This window comes from Geobacillus sp., from assembly GCF_017515625.1.
Classification (GTDB): domain Bacteria; phylum Bacillota; class Bacilli; order Bacillales; family Anoxybacillaceae; genus Geobacillus; species Geobacillus stearothermophilus.
In genome coordinates this window covers 14,928-31,372 of record NZ_JAFWFM010000204.1, presented here as the reverse complement: position 1 = coordinate 31,372, position 16,445 = coordinate 14,928, and the positions used below count along the sequence as shown (strand labels likewise).

The 16,445-nt window shown below is 53.4% G+C and carries 17 protein-coding genes and 4 pseudogenes; 15 read left to right on the top strand and 6 right to left on the bottom strand.

What is annotated here, in order from left to right; translation table 11 throughout:
• Positions 1-140: 140 nt before the first annotated feature.
• A pseudogene (locus IKE44_RS11860) lies at positions 141-473 on the top strand (HTH-type transcriptional regulator Hpr); the annotation flags it as partial.
• On the opposite strand, the gene IKE44_RS11855 reads toward IKE44_RS11860, so the two are convergent.
• The gene (locus IKE44_RS11855) at positions 466-807 is read right to left on the bottom strand and encodes a YhaI family protein (protein ID WP_033013839.1); all 342 of its coding nucleotides are present in this window, start codon (positions 805-807) and stop codon (positions 466-468) included. The pseudogene IKE44_RS11860 and the gene IKE44_RS11855 sit on opposite strands and share 8 nt — an antisense overlap.
• 194 nt (positions 808-1,001) lie before the next feature.
• Between IKE44_RS11855 and IKE44_RS11850 the strand changes: the two genes are divergently transcribed.
• Positions 1,002-1,181: a hypothetical protein gene (locus IKE44_RS11850; RefSeq protein ID WP_033013838.1), complete on the top strand. Its 180-nt coding sequence runs from the start codon at positions 1,002-1,004 to the stop codon at positions 1,179-1,181.
• A gap of 75 nt (positions 1,182-1,256) precedes the next feature.
• Here the strand turns inward: IKE44_RS11850 and IKE44_RS11845 are convergent, their stop codons facing one another.
• Positions 1,257-1,346, bottom strand: a complete 90-nt coding sequence (locus tag IKE44_RS11845; RefSeq protein ID WP_021322511.1) for a YjcZ family sporulation protein — start codon at positions 1,344-1,346, stop codon at positions 1,257-1,259.
• Between the two features lie 254 nt (positions 1,347-1,600).
• On the opposite strand from IKE44_RS11845, the gene IKE44_RS11840 reads away from it, so the two are divergent.
• Complete coding sequence (locus IKE44_RS11840) at positions 1,601-2,446, top strand: peptidylprolyl isomerase (RefSeq protein WP_049625036.1); 846 nt, start codon at positions 1,601-1,603, stop codon at positions 2,444-2,446.
• Between the two features lie 77 nt (positions 2,447-2,523).
• On the opposite strand, the gene IKE44_RS11835 is transcribed toward IKE44_RS11840, so the two are convergent.
• Complete coding sequence (locus IKE44_RS11835) at positions 2,524-2,946, bottom strand: HIT family protein (protein WP_033013836.1); 423 nt, start codon at positions 2,944-2,946, stop codon at positions 2,524-2,526.
• A gap of 477 nt (positions 2,947-3,423) precedes the next feature.
• Here IKE44_RS11835 and IKE44_RS11830 point away from each other — a divergent pair, with 477 nt between their 5' ends.
• From IKE44_RS11830 to IKE44_RS11800, 7 genes and pseudogenes are all read left to right on the top strand, one after another.
• Positions 3,424-4,161, top strand: coding sequence for an ABC transporter ATP-binding protein (locus IKE44_RS11830; protein WP_033013835.1), 738 nt, complete (start codon positions 3,424-3,426; stop codon positions 4,159-4,161).
• Positions 4,158-5,372, top strand: a complete 1,215-nt coding sequence (locus IKE44_RS11825; protein WP_049625037.1) for an ABC transporter permease — start codon at positions 4,158-4,160, stop codon at positions 5,370-5,372. Before IKE44_RS11830 ends, IKE44_RS11825 begins: the two co-directional genes overlap by 4 nt.
• Before the next feature lie 203 nt (positions 5,373-5,575).
• A complete protein-coding gene (locus tag IKE44_RS11820) occupies positions 5,576-6,976 on the top strand; it encodes a hypothetical protein (RefSeq protein ID WP_049625038.1) in 1,401 nt (466 codons plus the stop codon).
• A 189-nt stretch (positions 6,977-7,165) separates the two neighbouring features.
• Positions 7,166-8,203, top strand: coding sequence for a uroporphyrinogen decarboxylase (hemE, locus tag IKE44_RS11815; protein ID WP_033013832.1), 1,038 nt, complete (start codon positions 7,166-7,168; stop codon positions 8,201-8,203).
• Between the two features lie 15 nt (positions 8,204-8,218).
• Complete coding sequence (gene hemH / locus IKE44_RS11810) at positions 8,219-9,166, top strand: ferrochelatase (RefSeq protein ID WP_287466013.1); 948 nt, start codon at positions 8,219-8,221, stop codon at positions 9,164-9,166.
• Complete coding sequence (gene hemY / locus IKE44_RS11805; protein ID WP_033013830.1) at positions 9,159-10,562, top strand: protoporphyrinogen oxidase; 1,404 nt, start codon at positions 9,159-9,161, stop codon at positions 10,560-10,562. Before hemH ends, hemY begins: the two co-directional genes overlap by 8 nt.
• Positions 10,563-10,788: 226 nt before the next feature.
• Positions 10,789-10,932 (top strand): annotated as a pseudogene (locus tag IKE44_RS11800) (TetR/AcrR family transcriptional regulator); the annotation flags it as partial.
• Positions 10,933-11,121: 189 nt separating this feature from the next.
• Here IKE44_RS11800 and yhfH read toward each other — a convergent pair.
• Complete coding sequence (yhfH, locus tag IKE44_RS11795) at positions 11,122-11,259, bottom strand: protein YhfH (RefSeq protein ID WP_064502499.1); 138 nt, start codon at positions 11,257-11,259, stop codon at positions 11,122-11,124.
• A 150-nt stretch (positions 11,260-11,409) separates the two neighbouring features.
• On the opposite strand from yhfH, the gene IKE44_RS11790 reads away from it, so the two are divergent.
• From IKE44_RS11790 to IKE44_RS11780, 3 genes and pseudogenes are all read left to right on the top strand, one after another.
• A complete protein-coding gene (locus IKE44_RS11790) occupies positions 11,410-12,144 on the top strand; it encodes an MBL fold metallo-hydrolase (protein ID WP_033013828.1) in 735 nt (244 codons plus the stop codon).
• Between the two features lie 137 nt (positions 12,145-12,281).
• Positions 12,282-13,072, top strand: a pseudogene (locus IKE44_RS11785) (AMP-binding protein); the annotation flags it as partial.
• Between the two features lie 13 nt (positions 13,073-13,085).
• Positions 13,086-13,883, top strand: a complete 798-nt coding sequence (locus tag IKE44_RS11780) for an ABC transporter ATP-binding protein (protein WP_033013827.1) — start codon at positions 13,086-13,088, stop codon at positions 13,881-13,883.
• Positions 13,884-13,940: 57 nt separating this feature from the next.
• Here the strand turns inward: IKE44_RS11780 and dat are convergent, their stop codons facing one another.
• The gene (dat, locus tag IKE44_RS11775; RefSeq protein ID WP_049625044.1) at positions 13,941-14,801 is read right to left on the bottom strand and encodes a D-amino-acid transaminase; all 861 of its coding nucleotides are present in this window, start codon (positions 14,799-14,801) and stop codon (positions 13,941-13,943) included.
• A gap of 180 nt (positions 14,802-14,981) precedes the next feature.
• Here dat and IKE44_RS13790 point away from each other — a divergent pair.
• Positions 14,982-15,146, top strand: a pseudogene (locus IKE44_RS13790) (AzlC family ABC transporter permease); the annotation flags it as partial.
• 171 nt (positions 15,147-15,317) lie between these two features.
• On the top strand, positions 15,318-15,623 hold the full coding sequence (locus IKE44_RS13785) for an AzlD domain-containing protein (RefSeq protein WP_033011622.1): 306 nt from the start codon (positions 15,318-15,320) through the stop codon (positions 15,621-15,623).
• A gap of 112 nt (positions 15,624-15,735) precedes the next feature.
• On the opposite strand, the gene IKE44_RS11765 is transcribed toward IKE44_RS13785, so the two are convergent.
• Entirely contained in the window at positions 15,736-16,326 is a 591-nt protein-coding gene (locus tag IKE44_RS11765; protein ID WP_033013825.1) for an SCO family protein, read from the bottom strand.
• Positions 16,327-16,445 lie beyond the last annotated feature (119 nt).

Below are 16,445 nucleotides of genomic sequence, written 5' to 3'. Positions count from 1 at the left end.
TGCCAAGAAAACTGGATCAATCAACAAAATATTGCACTCGGGGTTCTTCACCTAATAGGTGAACATTCGAAATGGAGTCGAAGTCTCGACACGATTGGGTTTCCCAGCATTTTTGATACACTTCTGTCACGGATTCAGGATTTTCCAAAAGGCAAGACGACAAGCGCAATACGTACATTGAGTTGACCGAAAAAGGCGAAGAAGTGTTGATGAAGCTGATGGAGACGTATGACCCGACGAAAAATGCCGTTTTTAATGGGGTGTTGCCGTTGCGCGAGTTGTACGGAAAGTCTCCGGAAATTTTAGAAATGATGTGCATAGTCCGCAATATTTATGGCGATGATTTTATGGAAATTTTTGAGCGGGCGTTTGAGAACATTAAGGAAGACTTTGTCGAGCAAGACGGCAAGCTCGTCAGGCGGACGGCGAAAGCGACAGAGCAGGAGAAAGAGCTGGCCAGCCAGGCTAATTGACGGTTTGAATGAGCATTTTCAGCTCGGTCATCAGCGGCACAAACAGTTGTTGGGCCAACATGGCGTCAACCGTTTGTTCGAGCGGAAGGTTCGGATGGAGCATCCCGGCAAACTGCACGAGCAGAGGGGTGAAAATCGTCAACCCTTCCGCTTTTTGCCGCTCATATTGCTCGGCGAGCTCTTGGCAAAACGATAGGAATGCGTCGACTTCTTCTTTGGTCAAATCAGCGCGGATCACAAGGGAGTAAAACGGTTTTTTTGTTTCATCGACCATTTCCAGCAACAATGACTGGTGAAATTCGAGCTTGGCCACTCGCTTTTCCAACGACTCCATACACCGTGCTCCTTTGGCTGGCATAAAGTGCAACCGTGTTTACGTATATTTTACCGGATTTGTGCGCATTCACCAATAGGGAAAATCGCTTCACCGTATTTTTCGAGAGAAAAAAGATTGATTTCCGGCGGCGGACGAGGTAAAGTTAAAGCCATGGACGGTGTTTGGTGAAGATGAGAAGGAGGGGAAGAGTTTTGGCGCTTTACTTTATCCCTCTGGCAGTGGCGGTTTTATTTTTTCTGAATCAGCTCACTCACTCGTTTTGTGCGCAGCGAGACATCCCGGAGGAGCAGCAGCCGGCGGTTTTCCGGACGATCAACGTACTGATTACGATTTTATTGATTTCTTCTTATTTTGAAGTGTTGTTTACATAACGAGGAGCCGGTGCGGCCGATCGGGAAAGAGGAAGCAAGAGGGTGCTCCCGGTTTCGGGGGACACCCTCTTTTGTTTAGTAGATGACGCAGGCGCAGCCGACAATGATTAGCAAAATAAACAGCACAACAATCAACGCAAAGCCTCCGGAATAAGGTGCGCTCATCGTAACACCCCCTTTCGTAAGAAGAAGCCTGTCGAGCGCTTCATCCTCATCATATGTATGACAAGCGTGCATGTTATGGGCGGATGACTAAAGCGGAAAGAGGTTTTTTTTTCATTGAAAATATGGTATAGTTATTGTCGTGGCTGAAGAGGCGAGCATGTTGTTTCTTGGGCGCGCTTGGGCGCCATTCGATCTGCGCCGCTTGAAATCGTGGGAACATTCAATCGAAAAAAGATGTAGGAGTTGTGAAGCGAATGAAAAAATGGATGATGGCCACTGCCGTCGTTTCGTTCATGGCTTTGTCGGCCTGCAGCAACGACGGTTTGGAAGCGATTGTGGAAACGAAAAACGGCAATATTACGAAAGATGAATTTTATAATGAGATGAAAGAGCGCGTCGGCAAATCCGTCCTTCGTGATTTGATTGACGAAAAAGTGTTGAGCAAAAAATACAAGGTAACCGATGAAGAGATCGACCGCGAAATCGAACGAATCAAGGAAGCGTATGGAACGCAATATGATTTGGCCGTGCAGCAGAACGGAGAAAAAGTGATCCGCGAAATGGTCAAGCTCGATTTGCTGCGGACGAAAGCGGCCGTTGAAGACATAAAAGTGACGGAGAAAGAGCTGAAGGAGTATTATGACAACTACAAGCCGAAAATTCGTGCCAGCCATATTTTGGTCAAAGATGAAAAAACAGCAAAAGAAGTAAAGGCGAAGCTTGATAAAGGCGAGGATTTCGCCAAGTTGGCCAAAGAATACTCCCAAGATCCAGGCTCGGCGTCCAACGGCGGCGATTTAGGCTGGTTTGGCCCAGGGAAAATGGTCAAGGAGTTTGAAGAAGCCGCCTATAAGCTGAAAGTCGGCGAAGTGAGCGATCCGGTGAAAACGGATTACGGCTACCATATCATTAAAGTGACGGACAAAGAAAAGAAAAAGTCGTTCAACGAAATGAAAGACGAAATTGCGTTTGAAGTCAAACGGAACAAGCTTGATCCTGCGACGATGCAGTCAAAAGTGGACAAATTGGTGAAAGATGCCGGTGTTGAGATCAAAGACAAAGATTTGCAAGATGTGATCGAGCAGCAAGGAAAACAGTAAAAAAACGGAAGCAGAACATCCCTGCTTCCGTTTTTTTATTTGTGGGCTTGACCTTTCTGCTGTTCAACAACGGGAGATCAGCCGAGCTGCTCGCGAATGGCGGCCGCGATCGCCTGCAGGTCAGCAGGCGTATAGTCGCTTGCATGCGACTTCCAGACCGCGCCAAACCCATCCCCTTTGCCGTAGCGTGGAATGAGGTGAAGATGGTAATGGAACACCGTCTGCCCCGCTTGCTCGCCATTGTTGTTCAATAAGTTGAGCCCGACGGGGGAAAACGCTTTATTCAGCGCGTTGGCGATTACCGGCACGGCGCGAAACAGACGGCCGGCTGCCTCCGGCGTAAGCGTAAAAACGTTTTCTGTATGTACTTTTGGGATGACAAGCGTATGCCCTTTCGTTACTTGGCTGATGTCCAAAAAGGCAAGCACATGCTCGTCTTCGTACACTTTCGCCGCCGGCAACTCACCGTTGACGATTTTGCAAAAAATGCAATCACTCATAGGAACGGTCACCCTTTCCTTTCGTTTTCTTCATTTTACCATAAAAAAACCGGGATGTAATCCCGCATGCGGTTACATCCCGGCTGGTGAAAAGGGGAGAGGATGATTCAATCAAATGTGCGTTTGATGAACACCCCATTTGCGACAAAGTCGTTTAGGCGTGAGCGCTTCCTTTGTTCAACGCGACCATCCCCTTTGGACAGGTTCGTTGCTTCTCAGCAACAGACAGATGGCCCTTGTTCATGAACGGTTTACAACGTCTTGCGGCTCACAACGGTGTCTTTGACGAACACCCCATTTCAGATGGATCGTTCATCAGCCTTTGCTTGGTGAATCCCCATCCCCTCTTCGCTATTTATCATGCCCGCAGAGGCAGTGTTTATGCAGGGAGGGGCAACAAACTTTTTTGGTAAAAACCGCTTCTCTTTGGTACAATGGGGGCAAAAGCCATTTCGCGGTGGAAGGGGTTAGCGGACGATGGCGCTTTTGCAAGTGGATCATATATCCGGAGGGTATACAGCGCAAAACGTGCTTGAGGATGTGACATTTTCGGTTGAGCGCGGCGAAATAGTGGCCTTGATTGGCTTGAACGGGGCCGGGAAAAGCACGACAATCAAACATATTATCGGTTTGATGGAGCCGCGCCGCGGGACGGTTTCGATCAACGGCTATACGCTCGCGGCCGAGCCGGAGGCGTACCGGAAGCAGTTTGCCTTTATTCCGGAAACGCCGGTGTTGTATGAAGAACTGACATTGGAAGAACACTTGCGTCTAGCGGCGATGGCGTACGGGTTGAGCGAGGCGGAATACGAACGCCGCCTTCCTCCCTTGCTTCGCGAGTTCCGCCTCGAGCGGCGTCTTTCTTCGTTTCCGGCCCATTTTTCCAAAGGGATGAAACAAAAAGTGATGATCGTTTGCGCCTTTTTGCTTGAACCGCCTCTTTATATGATCGACGAGCCGTTTCTTGGCCTTGATCCGCTTGCGATTCATGCGCTGCTCGAGCGGATGAATGAACAAAAGGCGAAGGGAGCCGGCATTTTGTTATCAACCCATATTTTAGCAACGGCCGAGCGGTATTGCGACTCGTTTGTCATTTTGCACCAAGGGCGCGTGAAAGCGAAAGGAACACTTGATGACATCCGCCGCCAGTCCGGGTTGAAACATGCGACGCTTGATGAGGTGTACATTGAATTAACAAAGGATGATGCGCCATGATGGACGCCGGCAAGCTTTGGCAGGAGCGCTTTCGAGCGGAGGAGAGGCGAAGGCTCCGGTACTTGCGTTACATGTTCAATGACCATTTGCTTGTCGGCCTGTTCATCGTGTTGGGCTGGGCGGCGGTCGTGTATAAACGCTCGATCGAACAGCTCCCCCCCTCATTTCCGTACCCAGCCATCGCTGCGGCGGTGTTTGGTTGGGCGGCGGCGTCAGGCTCGGTGCGCACCTTGTTTCGTGAAGCGGATATGGTGTTTTTGCTGCCGGCCGAGCGCCGGCTGCGTCCATATATTCGCCGGGCGTTTGTTTTCTCTGCAGTGTGGCACTCCTACGGCCTATGTTTGCTTCTTTTGGCGGCCGGACCGCTCCATGTCCGGTTTTCGCCGGTGCCGTGGCCGCTCTTTTTGCTCGGCATCGTCTGTTTAAAACTATGGAATTTATGGGCGAGTTGGAAGGGGAATTACATCGCTGAACCGTCGTTTCATCGTTGGAGCGCGCTTGTCCGCTTGGGCGCATCGGCGCTTGTCGTGTACTTTTGGTTGGCGGCGGCGCCGTGGCCGTTTTTCGGAACGGTCGCTGCGTTGATGGCCGCTCTTTCCGTCTGCTTATGGCGGTGGACAGAAGGGGAAACATGGAAGTGGGAGCGGCTCATCGCCGAAGAGCAGCGCGCAGCCCGATTGTTTTACCGGGTGGCCAACTTGTTCACGGACGTTCCGGAATGGCGGGAGACGGCGAAGCGGCGGCGTTGGCTCGACCCGTTGCTGGCCTTTATTCCGTACGGGCCGCGGCACGTCTTTTTCCATTTGTATGCACGCACGTTTTTGCGCGCCGGCGAGTACGCAGGGCTGTATGTGCGGCTAACCGCCATCGGATGCGTCGTGCTCGCGGCGGCCGACCATGAATACATGCGGGCGGCCACGGTGCTTTTGGTGTTGTATGCGACCGCTGTTCAATTGGCGGCGCTTCCTCATCGCCACCGTTATTCGCTATGGACGCGGCTGTACCCGCTGCCGCGGACGGAATCGCCCGCCGCTGCCATGCGGCTGTTCGCCATCTTGCTCATCGCGCAAAATACGTTGTTTCACCTTGTATTGGCTGCTGTCTCCCCCTGTTTTCTTTGGCTTGCCACTTGGGTGGGCGGAAACGCGTGGGGGATCTGGGCGGCCGGGCGCTATGGACGCCCGCGCCGGAGGGCCAACGCCGGCTATTAGCGCTTTTCGAGCCAAGGCCGGCGTCTTTCTTTTTTGAAAGGGGCGACGGAAAGCCCTTAACGTGCTGTTTCTGCTTGATGCTCTCCCAGCGCAGCGCTTCTTTTTTGTTTCACACCTTCTTTCCCGCTTCATATGCTGTAGTACACCAGCCCAGGCGCATGTCCGGCGGGCCGGGCTGGAAGTTGGGGGAAAGGGGATTGTGTATGGGTGTAGAGCTTGTGGCGCTGCACTGGATTTACTTGCTGTTTATCATGCTCATCATTGGGTTTATGGTTGCCCGCAAAGATACATCGCTCGTTTGCATTGCTGGGATCTTTTTGTTGGCGGCGGTCGCTACCCATTCACTGAGCGCGGCAGTCATCGGGGTGTTTAACAGTTTTATTTACGCCATTACCGAATTGCTGCCGCCGATTTTGGTCATCTCAATCATTGTGTCGATGAGCAAAGTGTTGTCGGCGACCGGCATCAATGATGTCATGGTATCGCCGTTTGTCCGCTTGATCCGCACGCCGGCTTGGGCGTATTGGACGATCGGGATTTTGATGATGGTCATCTCCTGGTTTTTCTGGCCGTCTCCAGCCGTTGCCTTAATGGGGGCGGTGCTGTTGCCGGCAGCGGTCCGGGTGGGCTTGCCGGCGTTAGGAGCGGCGATGGCGATGAACTTGTTTGGGCATGGCATCGCGCTTTCCGGCGATTTCATCATTCAAGGGGCGCCGAAACTGACCGCCGATGCAGCCGGCCTGCCGGTTGGCGACGTCATCGCCGCTAGTGTGCCGCTCGTGTTTGTCATGGGGGCGGTCACGACCGTCACCGCGTTTTATTTGCTGCGCCGCGACATGAAGCAAGGACGTTTGGCGGTCGGCGATGCAGAAATCGCTGCTGCCACGGATTCGGCGCTCGAAAAAACGGAAGGACTGCTCGCCGAGACGGCGAAAAAATGGCTGGCGCTGTTGATTCCGGTGTTGTTTGCCCTTGACGTCATCGCGATGTTTTATTTGCGCTTGCAAGGCGGCGAGGCGACAGCCTTAGTCGGCGGAACCGCGATTTTTATTTTGATCCTCATATCCGTTTTAGCCCACCGGCAAGAGAGCTTTTCTGAAGTGACCAATTACTTTATTGAAGGATTTCAGTTCGGATTTAAAGTGTTCGGTCCTGTCATTCCGATTGCCGCCTTTTTCTATCTTGGCGATGCCGGATTTGTAAAAATTATCGGCGACTACTTGCCGCAGGCGTCACAGGGCATTGTCAACGATTTAGGGGTCGCCTTGGCTCATGCAGTGCCGCTGAACAACGAAATCGGGGCAGTGACGCTCACGATTGTCGGGGCGATTACCGGTCTTGACGGTTCCGGGTTTTCCGGCATCTCGCTCACTGGTTCGGTCGCCCATTTGTTTGCGCTCGCCATTGGCGGCGGGGCGGCCACGTTAACGGCGCTCGGCCAGATCGCTGCCATTTGGGTCGGCGGCGGCACGCTTGTTCCGTGGGCGCTCATCCCGGCCGCGGCCATTTGCGGCGTCGATCCGTTTGAGTTGGCGCGGCGCAACTTGATTCCGGTAGCGGTCGGTCTGGCGGTCACAACCGTTGTCGCCATGTTTCTGATCTGACGAAAAAAGCTGTCCTGTGCGGCCAGGGCAGCTTTTTTGGTATAATGGTCATAGGCTGAAAATCGGTCGATTTTTTGACAGTTTGTTTCCTTCTCTATACATAGAGCGGGGAAACCTGTATAGTGAAAAATAGATAAGCAAAAAATCGGAAACGGACAGCTCGATTGGGGAAAAGAAAGGCGGATGGAGATGACAAGACGGATCAACGATACATTTTTGCGCGCCTGCCGCGGCGAGAAAACGGATTATGTGCCGGTCTGGTACATGCGGCAAGCCGGCCGGTCGCAGCCGGAGTACCGGGCGCTGAAAGAAAAATACTCGCTGTTTGAGATTACGCATGAACCGGAGCTGTGCGCCTATGTCACGAGGCTTCCGGTCGAACAATACGGCGTTGATGCCGCGATTTTATATAAAGACATTATGACGCCGCTGCCGGCGATTGGCGTTGATGTTGAGATTCAGGGCGGCATCGGGCCGGTGATCGCCAATCCGATTCGCTCGCTTCAAGACGTCGAACGGCTCGGGGAGATCGATCCGGAACATGATGTGCCATACGTGCTGGAGACGATCCGGTTGCTTGTCAACGAGCAGCTTGACGTGCCGCTCATCGGGTTTGCTGGTGCGCCGTTTACGTTGGCGAGCTACATGATTGAAGGCGGACCATCAAAAAATTACCATAAAACAAAAGCGTTTATGTATGCGGAACCGAAGGCATGGTTTGCCTTAATGGACAAACTCGCCGAGATGACGATCCGCTACGTGCGGTCGCAAATTCAGGCCGGGGCGAGCGCGGTGCAGATTTTTGATTCTTGGGTCGGAGCGGTGAATGCGGACGATTACCGGGCGTTTATTAAGCCGGCGATGGCGCGCATTTTTGCCGCTTTGCGCGAGGAAGGCGTGCCGCTCATTATGTTTGGCGTCGGGGCGGGCCATTTGGTGCGCGAGTGGAACGATTTGCCGCTTGATGTCATCGGCCTTGATTGGCGGCTGTCAATTCGGGAGGCGCGCCGCCAAGGCATTGTGAAAGCCATCCAAGGCAACTTGGATCCGGCGGTGTTGCTCGCTCCATGGAATGTGATCGAAGAGCGGGTGAAACGCATTTTGGACGAGGGGATGGAGCAGCCGGGCTATATTTTTAACCTGGGACATGGCATTTTCCCTGATGTGCAGCCGGCGACTTTGAAGCGGCTGACGGCTTTTATCCATGAGTATACTTCAGCAAAGTAAACGAGGTGCAACACAATGAAGAACATTGTCGGACTGCTTGTGATGGCGTACGGCACGCCGTACAAGGAAGACGATATTGAACGGTATTATACGCATATCCGCCACGGGGGGAAGCCGCCGCAAGAACAAATCGAGGATTTAAAAGCGCGCTACCGGGCGATCGGCGGCCTGTCGCCGCTTGCGAAAATTACGGAAGAGCAGGCGAAACGGCTCGAGGAGCGGCTGAACGAAGTGCAAGATGAAGTCGAGTTTCGCATGTATTTAGGGCTCAAACATATTGAGCCGTTCATTGAGGATGCCGTCGAGCGCATGCATGATGACGGCATCAAAGAAACGGTTGGGATCGTCCTAGCCCCTCATTATTCCACATTCAGCATCCGCTCGTACAACGAGCGGGCGAAAGCGGCGGCGGAAAAGCTTGGCGGCCCGGTTATTTATACGATTGACCAGTGGTATGACGAGCCGAAGTTTTTGCAATATTGGTCCGAACGAGTGAGAGCCATTTTTGATGCCATGCCGGAACAAGAGCGGGAACGGGCGGTGTTGATCGTCTCGGCCCATAGTTTGCCGAAAAAAATCATTCAAGCGGGCGACCCATATCCAGAACAGCTCCAAGACACAGCCGAACGTATTGCCAAACAAGCCGGCGTCTCGCATTACGCCGTCGGCTGGCAAAGCGCCGGCAGCACGCCGGAGCCATGGCTTGGCCCGGACGTGCAAGATTTGACGCGCCAGCTCCATGAAGAGCACGGCTATACGTCGTTCGTTTATGCGCCGGTCGGTTTTGTCGCCGACCATTTGGAAGTGTTGTATGACAACGATATTGAATGCAAGCAAGTAACCGAAGAAATTGGCGCCCGCTATTACCGGCCGGAGATGCCGAATACCGATCCGCTGTTTATTGATGCATTGGCGACGGTCGTGTTAAAGCGGCTCGCAAAAGAAGGCGGTAAGCATGAGTGAAGGAAAACGGACGGTTGTGATTATCGGCGGCGGCATTACGGGTCTCGCGGCCGCCTACTACTTGCAAAAAGCGGCTAAAGAACAGCAACTGCCAGTGACGTGTAAACTTGTCGAGGCGACGCACCGGCTCGGCGGAAAAGTGCAGACGGTCGTTCGTGACGGTTTTGTCATTGAACGGGGGCCGGACTCGTTTTTGGCGCGGAAAACGAGCGCATTCCGCCTTGTGAAAGAAGTCGGGCTCGAACGGGAAATCGTTCATAATGCGAACGGAAAGTCGTACATTTTGGTCAATGGCAAGCTGCACCCGATTCCAGGCGGAGCGGTGATGGGCATCCCGACGCGCATCGCCCCGTTTGTGGCGACCGGGTTGTTTTCGCCGGCCGGCAAGCTGCGGGCGGCGCTCGACTTCGTGCTGCCGCCGGTGAAAACAGCCGGTGATATGCCGCTTGGCCGCTTTTTTCGCCGCCGTTTAGGCGATGAAGTGGTGGACAATTTGATCGAACCGCTGCTGTCTGGCATTTACGCCGGCGACATCGACGAAATGAGCTTAATGGCAACGTTCCCGCAGTTTTTTCAGCTGGAACAAAAATACGGCAGCCTCGTTCGCGGTGCGAAACGGACGACGCCAAAGGAACAGAAGGAGCGAAAAGGGGCATTTCAGACGTTAAAAACCGGCTTGCAGTCGCTCGTCGAAGAGTTGGAAAAGCGGCTTGAGCCAGGCAGCGTCGTCAAAGGGGCGCGCGTCGAGCGGATCATCCGCGTCGGTTCAGCGTATCAGCTGCGGTTCAGCAATGGTGAAACGTGGGAGGCGGACAGCGTCATTGTTGCGGTGCCGCACCATGTCGTGCCGGATATGTTCGCTGATTATCCGTTTTTTGCCCCGTTTCGGTCCGTGCCGCTGACGTCGGTGGCAACGGTCGCGCTTGCTTTTCCAGAGGAAGCGATCCGTCAAGATATTGACGGCACTGGGTTTGTTGTCTCGCGCCGCAGCGATTACACGCTGACGGCGTGCACGTGGACGCACAAAAAATGGCCGTACACGGCTCCGCCCGGCAAAGCGCTGCTGCGCGGCTATGTCGGACGCCCGGGCGATGAGGAGATCGTCGATCAACCGGATGACGAGATTGTCCGCGTTGTGTTGGATGATTTAAGTAAAGTGATGAAAATTGACGGCCGGCCGGAGTTTGCCGTCATCTCCCGGTGGAAGCGGGCGATGCCGCAATATACAGTCGGGCATCGCGAGCGGCTGGCGAAAATTAAGCAACAGATGGCGGCTGAGTTGCCGGGAGTGTTTTTGGCCGGTAGCTCGTATGAAGGGCTCGGGCTGCCGGATTGCATCGACCAAGGAGAGAAGGCGGTCGGTGATGTGCTTGACTACTTGCGCCAAACGGAATAACACCAGCCGGTCGGGATGTACAGCCGCGCCCATTAGCGGGCCGCCTTGTACCGTTAGGCGGCCCGTGTATTCCGTTGTCCGGCCGCGCTGTTCCCTAGAACAAGGGGTGCCGCCGTTTCGGGAAGCTGAGCGGCGTTTTTAAGGGCTTTACGGGAAAACGGCCGCATAGTATAATGGATACGAATTGACTGAATCGTTCATTTAGTCAAATTAAAGGATGAGGCCAATGGCAAGCGACCGTAAACGGCAAATTATCGAGGCGGCAACTCAATCGTTTGCGGCATTCGGCTACAAGGCGACGACGATGGAACAAATCGCCAAGCTCGCCAATGTCGGCAAGGGAACGATTTATACGTTTTTTTCCGTGAAAATAATGAATCCATGAGCGGTTATTTTCATGCTTGGGTGGCGAGTAAAAGCTTACTCATGGATGTTTTTTGTGTAAAAAAAAACGCCCCCACACGGGGGGCATTAAAGCAAAAAAGGCAGGTTGCATCGGGGAACAGCCTATTGCCGGCGGGGCAGCCGGCATCGTGACGCAAGGGCAGCGTCCGCTCACCTAGTGGCGGTAAGCGGTGCCAAGGCAGTCAGAGCATGTGTTGCCGTAGCACTCGTGCTGCTCGTCGATCGTTTTGCCGCATTGCGAGCACTTTTTCGGTGCTATGTTTTTGAAAAATTCTAACACTTTCATCAACATTGTGATCCCCTCCGTTGTCTTGGTGATTTCATTGTATTATAACACAGATAAAAATGTCAATAGGTGTTTTAAAACAACATCAACAAAGATGAAAAAAAGGCAGCCGTCGTGTATGATGAAGACAAAATGGGTGGAAGGAGAGGAAAGGGAATGAAAGTGACAGTCATCGGCTATTGGGGAGGGTTTCCCGCCGCCAATGAAGCGACATCCGCTTATTTGTTTGAGCATGACGGGTTTCGCATGCTTGTCGACTGCGGAAGCGGGGCGCTCGCCAAGCTGCAAAACTACACGGCTGTAGAAAACTTGGATGCGGTTGTCGTCTCCCACTATCACTATGATCATATCGCCGATATCGGCCCGCTCCAATATGCGCGCCTCATTCATAAAAATGTAGGGGCGGATTTGCCGGTGCTGCCGATTTACGGCCACCAAGAAGATGAGGCGGCCTTCGCCCGCCTGACGCATAGCGGCATTACGGAAGGGATTCCTTATGATCCGGCCAAGGTGCTTGCGGTCGGTCCGTTTTCGCTTTCATTTTTGAAAACAGTCCATCCGGTTCCGTGTTATGCGATGCGCATCACTGCCGGCGGCAACACGGTCGTGTACACGGCTGATTCGAGCTACATGCCGGAATTTACACCGTTTGCAAAAGGAGCTGACTTGCTCATTTGCGAGTGCAATTTTTACGCTGGACAAAACGCGGCGCCGGCCGGCCATATGACGAGCGAGGAAGCGGCGGCCATCGCCGAGGGGGCGGGCGTTGGTGAACTATGGTTGACGCACTTGCCGCACATTGGCAGGCACGAACAGCTCGTTGAAGAAGCGGAGCGGACGTTCCGCGGCGTTATTCGCCTCGCCCGCACCGGCTTAGTGTGGGCACAGTAGCGAAAAGCAGCGAAAAAAACGGCGAGGGAAGCGCTTTTGCTCGTCCTTCGCCGTTATTTTTTTATAATAAATTATAGTTCGAATTTTTTTACTTGAAAAATGAATGGTCATTCATTCATTTTTAAGGGGGAGATTGGATGAACTTAACGACGCGGTTGGCGCAAATCGCTAAACAACTACCGGACAAAGAAGCGTACGTGTTTATGGGGGAACGATGCACGTATCAACAATTGGACGCCGCTGTGTCTCGGTTTGCCGACGGATTGGCGCAGCTTGGCATTCGCCGGGGGGATCACATCGCCTTATTGCTTGGCAATTTGCCGCAATTTGTCATCGGCCTGTACGGGGCGCTGCGGCTCGGAGCGACCGTCATCCCGATCAATCCGATTTATACGCCGGAAGAAATTGGGTATATTTTGCTTAATGGCGACGTCAAAGCGGTAATCGGGCTCGATTTGCTCGCTCCGCTCTTTGCCGGGGCGAAGCAGCGCCTGCCTTTGCTGAAGCAGGCCATCGTTTGTGAAACGCCGCAAGGAAAGGAAAAAGGGATTTCGCTGTCCGATGAAATAAAATCGTTTGCAGAAGTGTTGGCTGCCGGCGAAGTCGGTGAACTTGTTGTGCGCGGCCCGAACGTCATGAAAGGGTACTACAAAATGCCGGAAGAAACGGCGGCTGCCTTGCGCGATGGCTGGCTGCACACCGGCGATTTGGCGCGATGGATGAGGAGGGCTATTTCTACATCGTCGACCGGAAAAAAGAGATGATCATCGTCGGCGGCTACAATGTATATCCGCGTGAGGTCGAGGAAGTGCTGTACAGTCATCCAGGCGTCGTCGAAGCCGCTGTGATCGGCGTGCCGGATCCGGATTACGGCGAGGCGGTGCTGGCGTTTGTACAGAGGAAAAAACGGAAAGCAGCACAGCTTGAGAGGGGAGAGACGGTTGCTGGAGCTAAAACGAATTACAAAAGTATTTAACGAAGGAACTGCTGATGAAAAAGTCGCCTTGCGGGGGATTGATTTAACGCTGGCCCCCGGCGATTTTGTCACGGTCATCGGCAGCAACGGCGCCGGAAAGTCGACGTTGATGAATATCATTTCCGGCCGGCTGTCCCCTGATACGGGTGAAGTGTGGATCAACGGCCGCAACGTCACGGCGCTCAAAGAACATGCCCGCGCCCGCTACATCGGCCGCGTGTTTCAAGATCCGATGGCCGGCACCGCCCCCCATATGACGATCGAGGAAAATTTGGCGCTCGCTTACAACCGAACAAGACGGCGCACGCTGCGTCTTGGTGTAACAAGAGAAAAGCGAAAGTGGTTTCGGGAAACGCTGCAAACGCTCCATTTAGGGCTCGAAGACCGGCTCGCCGCTAAAGTCGGCCTTCTCTCCGGCGGGGAGCGGCAGGCGCTTTCACTGTTGATGGCCACATTCACAAAGCCGGATGTGCTTTTGCTTGATGAACATACCGCCGCCCTCGACCCGGCGCGGGCCGAGCTTGTCACCGAATTGACGAAGGAAATTGTCAGACAGCATCAGTTGACGACGCTGATGGTCACGCACAATATGGAGCAGGCGATTCGCCTTGGCAACCGGCTCATCATGATGGATGGCGGGCAAATTATTTTCACGGCCGCGGGAGAGGAAAAAGAAAAATTGACAGTCGAGCGGCTGTTGGAAGAGTTTCAGCGCATCCGCGGCAGCCGGTTTGCGAGCGACCGCGCTGTACTCGGTTCATAAAACGAAACGAGGTGCCCCAACGTTGCGGGCGCCTCATTTTCGGTGCAATGGAACGGGTCAAGCGGTTGGAAGCGGCTTGGTCGCCTTTTGATAGGCGGCTTGCAGCGCTTTCGTCACGTCCCCCGGTTCGCCGTTTCCGATCAATGTTTCTTCTACTTGGACGATCGGAGTGATCGCCGAGGTGGTGCTCGTCAAAAACAATTCATCGGCTTCGGCGAGACTGCTGACGGAAAACGCCTTTTCGATGAACGGAATGCCAAGTTCAGCGCAAAATTCCTTCACTTTGGTGCGGACGATGCCGTTTAAAATCCGCTCCGTCGCTGGGTGAGTATAGACGGTTTTGTGTTTGACAAGGAAAATGTTCGATGAACTTCCCTCGGTCACGACGCCGTCGCGGTGGAGAATCGCTTCAAACGCTCCGCGCTCGACGGCTTCTTGTTTTGCAAGTACGTTCGGCAGCAAGTTCAAGCTTTTAATGCAGCAGTACTCCCAGCGGACGTCTTTGGTCAAAATCGCGCGCACGCCGCGCGCCATTTCCTCCGTTTTTCGCGCCATCGGCTGAATGTAGGCGTACAAATTCGGCCGGTTTTCGGCCGGAAATGCATGGCTGCGCGGGAAGCTCCCTCGCGTCACTTGCAAATACAAAATGGCATCTTCTCGCACATCGTTCATGCGGCGCAGCTGCTCGAGCCGCTCAGCCAACTCTTCATGGCTGAACGGAACGGCGAGGCGAATGGCCGCCGCCGAGCGGTATAGGCGGTCTAGATGTTCATGGAGCCAGATGTACGTGCCGCTGTATAGACGAACGACTTCGTAGACGCCGTCGCCAAACTGCAAGCCGCGTTCTTCCATCGGATAGGCAACTTGTTCGGAACGAAGGAGGCCGCGTTCGGTCAAAACATATGCTTTTACGGTCATGGACGTGCACTCCTTTTCTTGTGACAAATCGATCGTCAATCAATTTGATTATATCATAGAGGAAAAAAAAACTGTGATGGATTTTCGGGTTACGAAACATCGTTCTTTTTTGCATAATGGAGCTATTAATCTAGCAAGACGGGGGGATGATCAGTGGAAACGACATGGGAAGCTAGCAAGATGGCGCCGTTTCGCCAAGGAGTGCAAGCGGGGGTGGCGATCGCCATTGGCTATACGCCGATTGCGCTCGCTTTTGGACTACTCGCCAAGACGACCGGGCTGATGCTTGGCGAAACGGTGCTGATGAGCCTTGTTGTCTTTGCTGGCGCTTCGCAATATATTGCCCTCAGTTTGATTGCCGCCGGCACCGGGGCGTTGGAAATCGTGTTGACGACGTTTATTTTAATTCTATCGGCACGTTTGTTCTTCACTTGTCGAAAGGATGGTCGATCGTGTTGGCTACGTTGCTGTCGGCTGTCATCGTTCAATGGCTGGCGAAAGAAGGAGGAAACGGCGATGAATAGCACGATCGTCTGGATGATCATCGGCATGGGAGTCGTGACGTACTTGCCCCGCCTGCTGCCGTTTGTGCTGCTCGGCCGCATCCAGCTGCCGCCGTTTTGGCAAGGGGTGCTGAAAAACGTGCCGTATGCAGTGCTTGGGGCGCTCATTATTCCTGACGTTTTTTTCATCCAAGATGATGTTGTGTTCGGAGCCATTGGTTTTGCGGCGGCTGTCATCGCGGCTTGGTTCGGGGCCAATGTCATGGTCGTCGTTCTTGCCGCGGTTGCGGTCCTCAGTCTGTATTCGCTCGTCGTTTGAATGATGCTGTCTTTGGCAAGGGGGCAAAAGGCGCTGGATTTCCCTGGAACACACATCATCCAGCACAAACAGGTGTCCCGAGTGATCGGGACACCTGTTTGTTGCGGCGATATTACGGCAACTCATTCATAATGGTTTCATATACGTCATCGACGTGAAACCGCGAAGTCCCCATCCCGACCTGCTCAATGACGCGGCCATCGCGGTCAAGCAAGTACGCGAGCGCTGTATGCACAATCATCCCGTTGCCCGGGTCTCGGTATTGAAAATCGAAGGCGTCGGCTGTTTTTTTTGTTTCGTCCTCGCTGCCGCGCAAAAATACCCAGCCTTGCCCGTCGCCGGTTACGCCAAACGTGCGGGCATATGTTTGCAGCTTTTCTTTCGTGTCGCGGGCCGGATCAATCGTGATGGTGATAAATTCGACATCCCGCCCAAATACACCGGCGCTTTCCAGCCGGTCGCGCAGTTTCGCCATTTGCATTGTCGTATTCGGACAAATATCTGGACAGTTTGTATAAATAAACTCAACGAGCCGCACTTTCGGCGGCAAGTCGCCGAACGCATACGGACGCCCCCAGGCAGTTTCCATTGTGACATCATGGGGAAGGCGCGCGGTAGATGGCTTATAAACGGTAAAGTAAAAGATGCCGGCGCCGATTCCGAACAGTACGAGGCACGCTGCTATCGTATACCACTTTCTCATTCCCATCACTCCTCTATTCATGATCATACCAAAAGTAAGGATAGGAAAACGGTGTTGTTTACGAACAGTTTGTGTCTATTTTCCTAATTCAAAAAAGCTTGCATTTTTTTGTTATATAA

Bases quoted from the DNA above. Each gene is read 5' to 3' on its own strand.
- IKE44_RS11855 (WP_033013839.1), bottom strand. From the start codon at position 807: ATGGAGTCGTTGGAAAAGCGAGTGGCCAAGCTCGAATTTCACCAGTCA.
- IKE44_RS11845 (WP_021322511.1), bottom strand. From the start codon at position 1,346: ATGAGCGCACCTTATTCCGGAGGCTTTGCGTTGATTGTTGTGCTGTTT.
- IKE44_RS11840 (WP_049625036.1), top strand. From the start codon at position 1,601: ATGAAAAAATGGATGATGGCCACTGCCGTCGTTTCGTTCATGGCTTTG.
- IKE44_RS11835 (WP_033013836.1), bottom strand. From the start codon at position 2,946: ATGAGTGATTGCATTTTTTGCAAAATCGTCAACGGTGAGTTGCCGGCG.
- IKE44_RS11830 (WP_033013835.1), top strand. From the start codon at position 3,424: ATGGCGCTTTTGCAAGTGGATCATATATCCGGAGGGTATACAGCGCAA.
- IKE44_RS11825 (WP_049625037.1), top strand. From the start codon at position 4,158: ATGATGGACGCCGGCAAGCTTTGGCAGGAGCGCTTTCGAGCGGAGGAG.
- IKE44_RS11820 (WP_049625038.1), top strand. From the start codon at position 5,576: ATGGGTGTAGAGCTTGTGGCGCTGCACTGGATTTACTTGCTGTTTATC.
- hemE (WP_033013832.1), top strand. From the start codon at position 7,166: ATGACAAGACGGATCAACGATACATTTTTGCGCGCCTGCCGCGGCGAG.
- hemH (WP_287466013.1), top strand. From the start codon at position 8,219: ATGAAGAACATTGTCGGACTGCTTGTGATGGCGTACGGCACGCCGTAC.
- hemY (WP_033013830.1), top strand. From the start codon at position 9,159: ATGAGTGAAGGAAAACGGACGGTTGTGATTATCGGCGGCGGCATTACG.
- yhfH (WP_064502499.1), bottom strand. From the start codon at position 11,259: ATGTTGATGAAAGTGTTAGAATTTTTCAAAAACATAGCACCGAAAAAG.
- IKE44_RS11790 (WP_033013828.1), top strand. From the start codon at position 11,410: ATGAAAGTGACAGTCATCGGCTATTGGGGAGGGTTTCCCGCCGCCAAT.
- dat (WP_049625044.1), bottom strand. From the start codon at position 14,801: ATGACCGTAAAAGCATATGTTTTGACCGAACGCGGCCTCCTTCGTTCC.
- IKE44_RS13785 (WP_033011622.1), top strand. From the start codon at position 15,318: ATGAATAGCACGATCGTCTGGATGATCATCGGCATGGGAGTCGTGACG.
- IKE44_RS11765 (WP_033013825.1), bottom strand. From the start codon at position 16,326: ATGAGAAAGTGGTATACGATAGCAGCGTGCCTCGTACTGTTCGGAATC.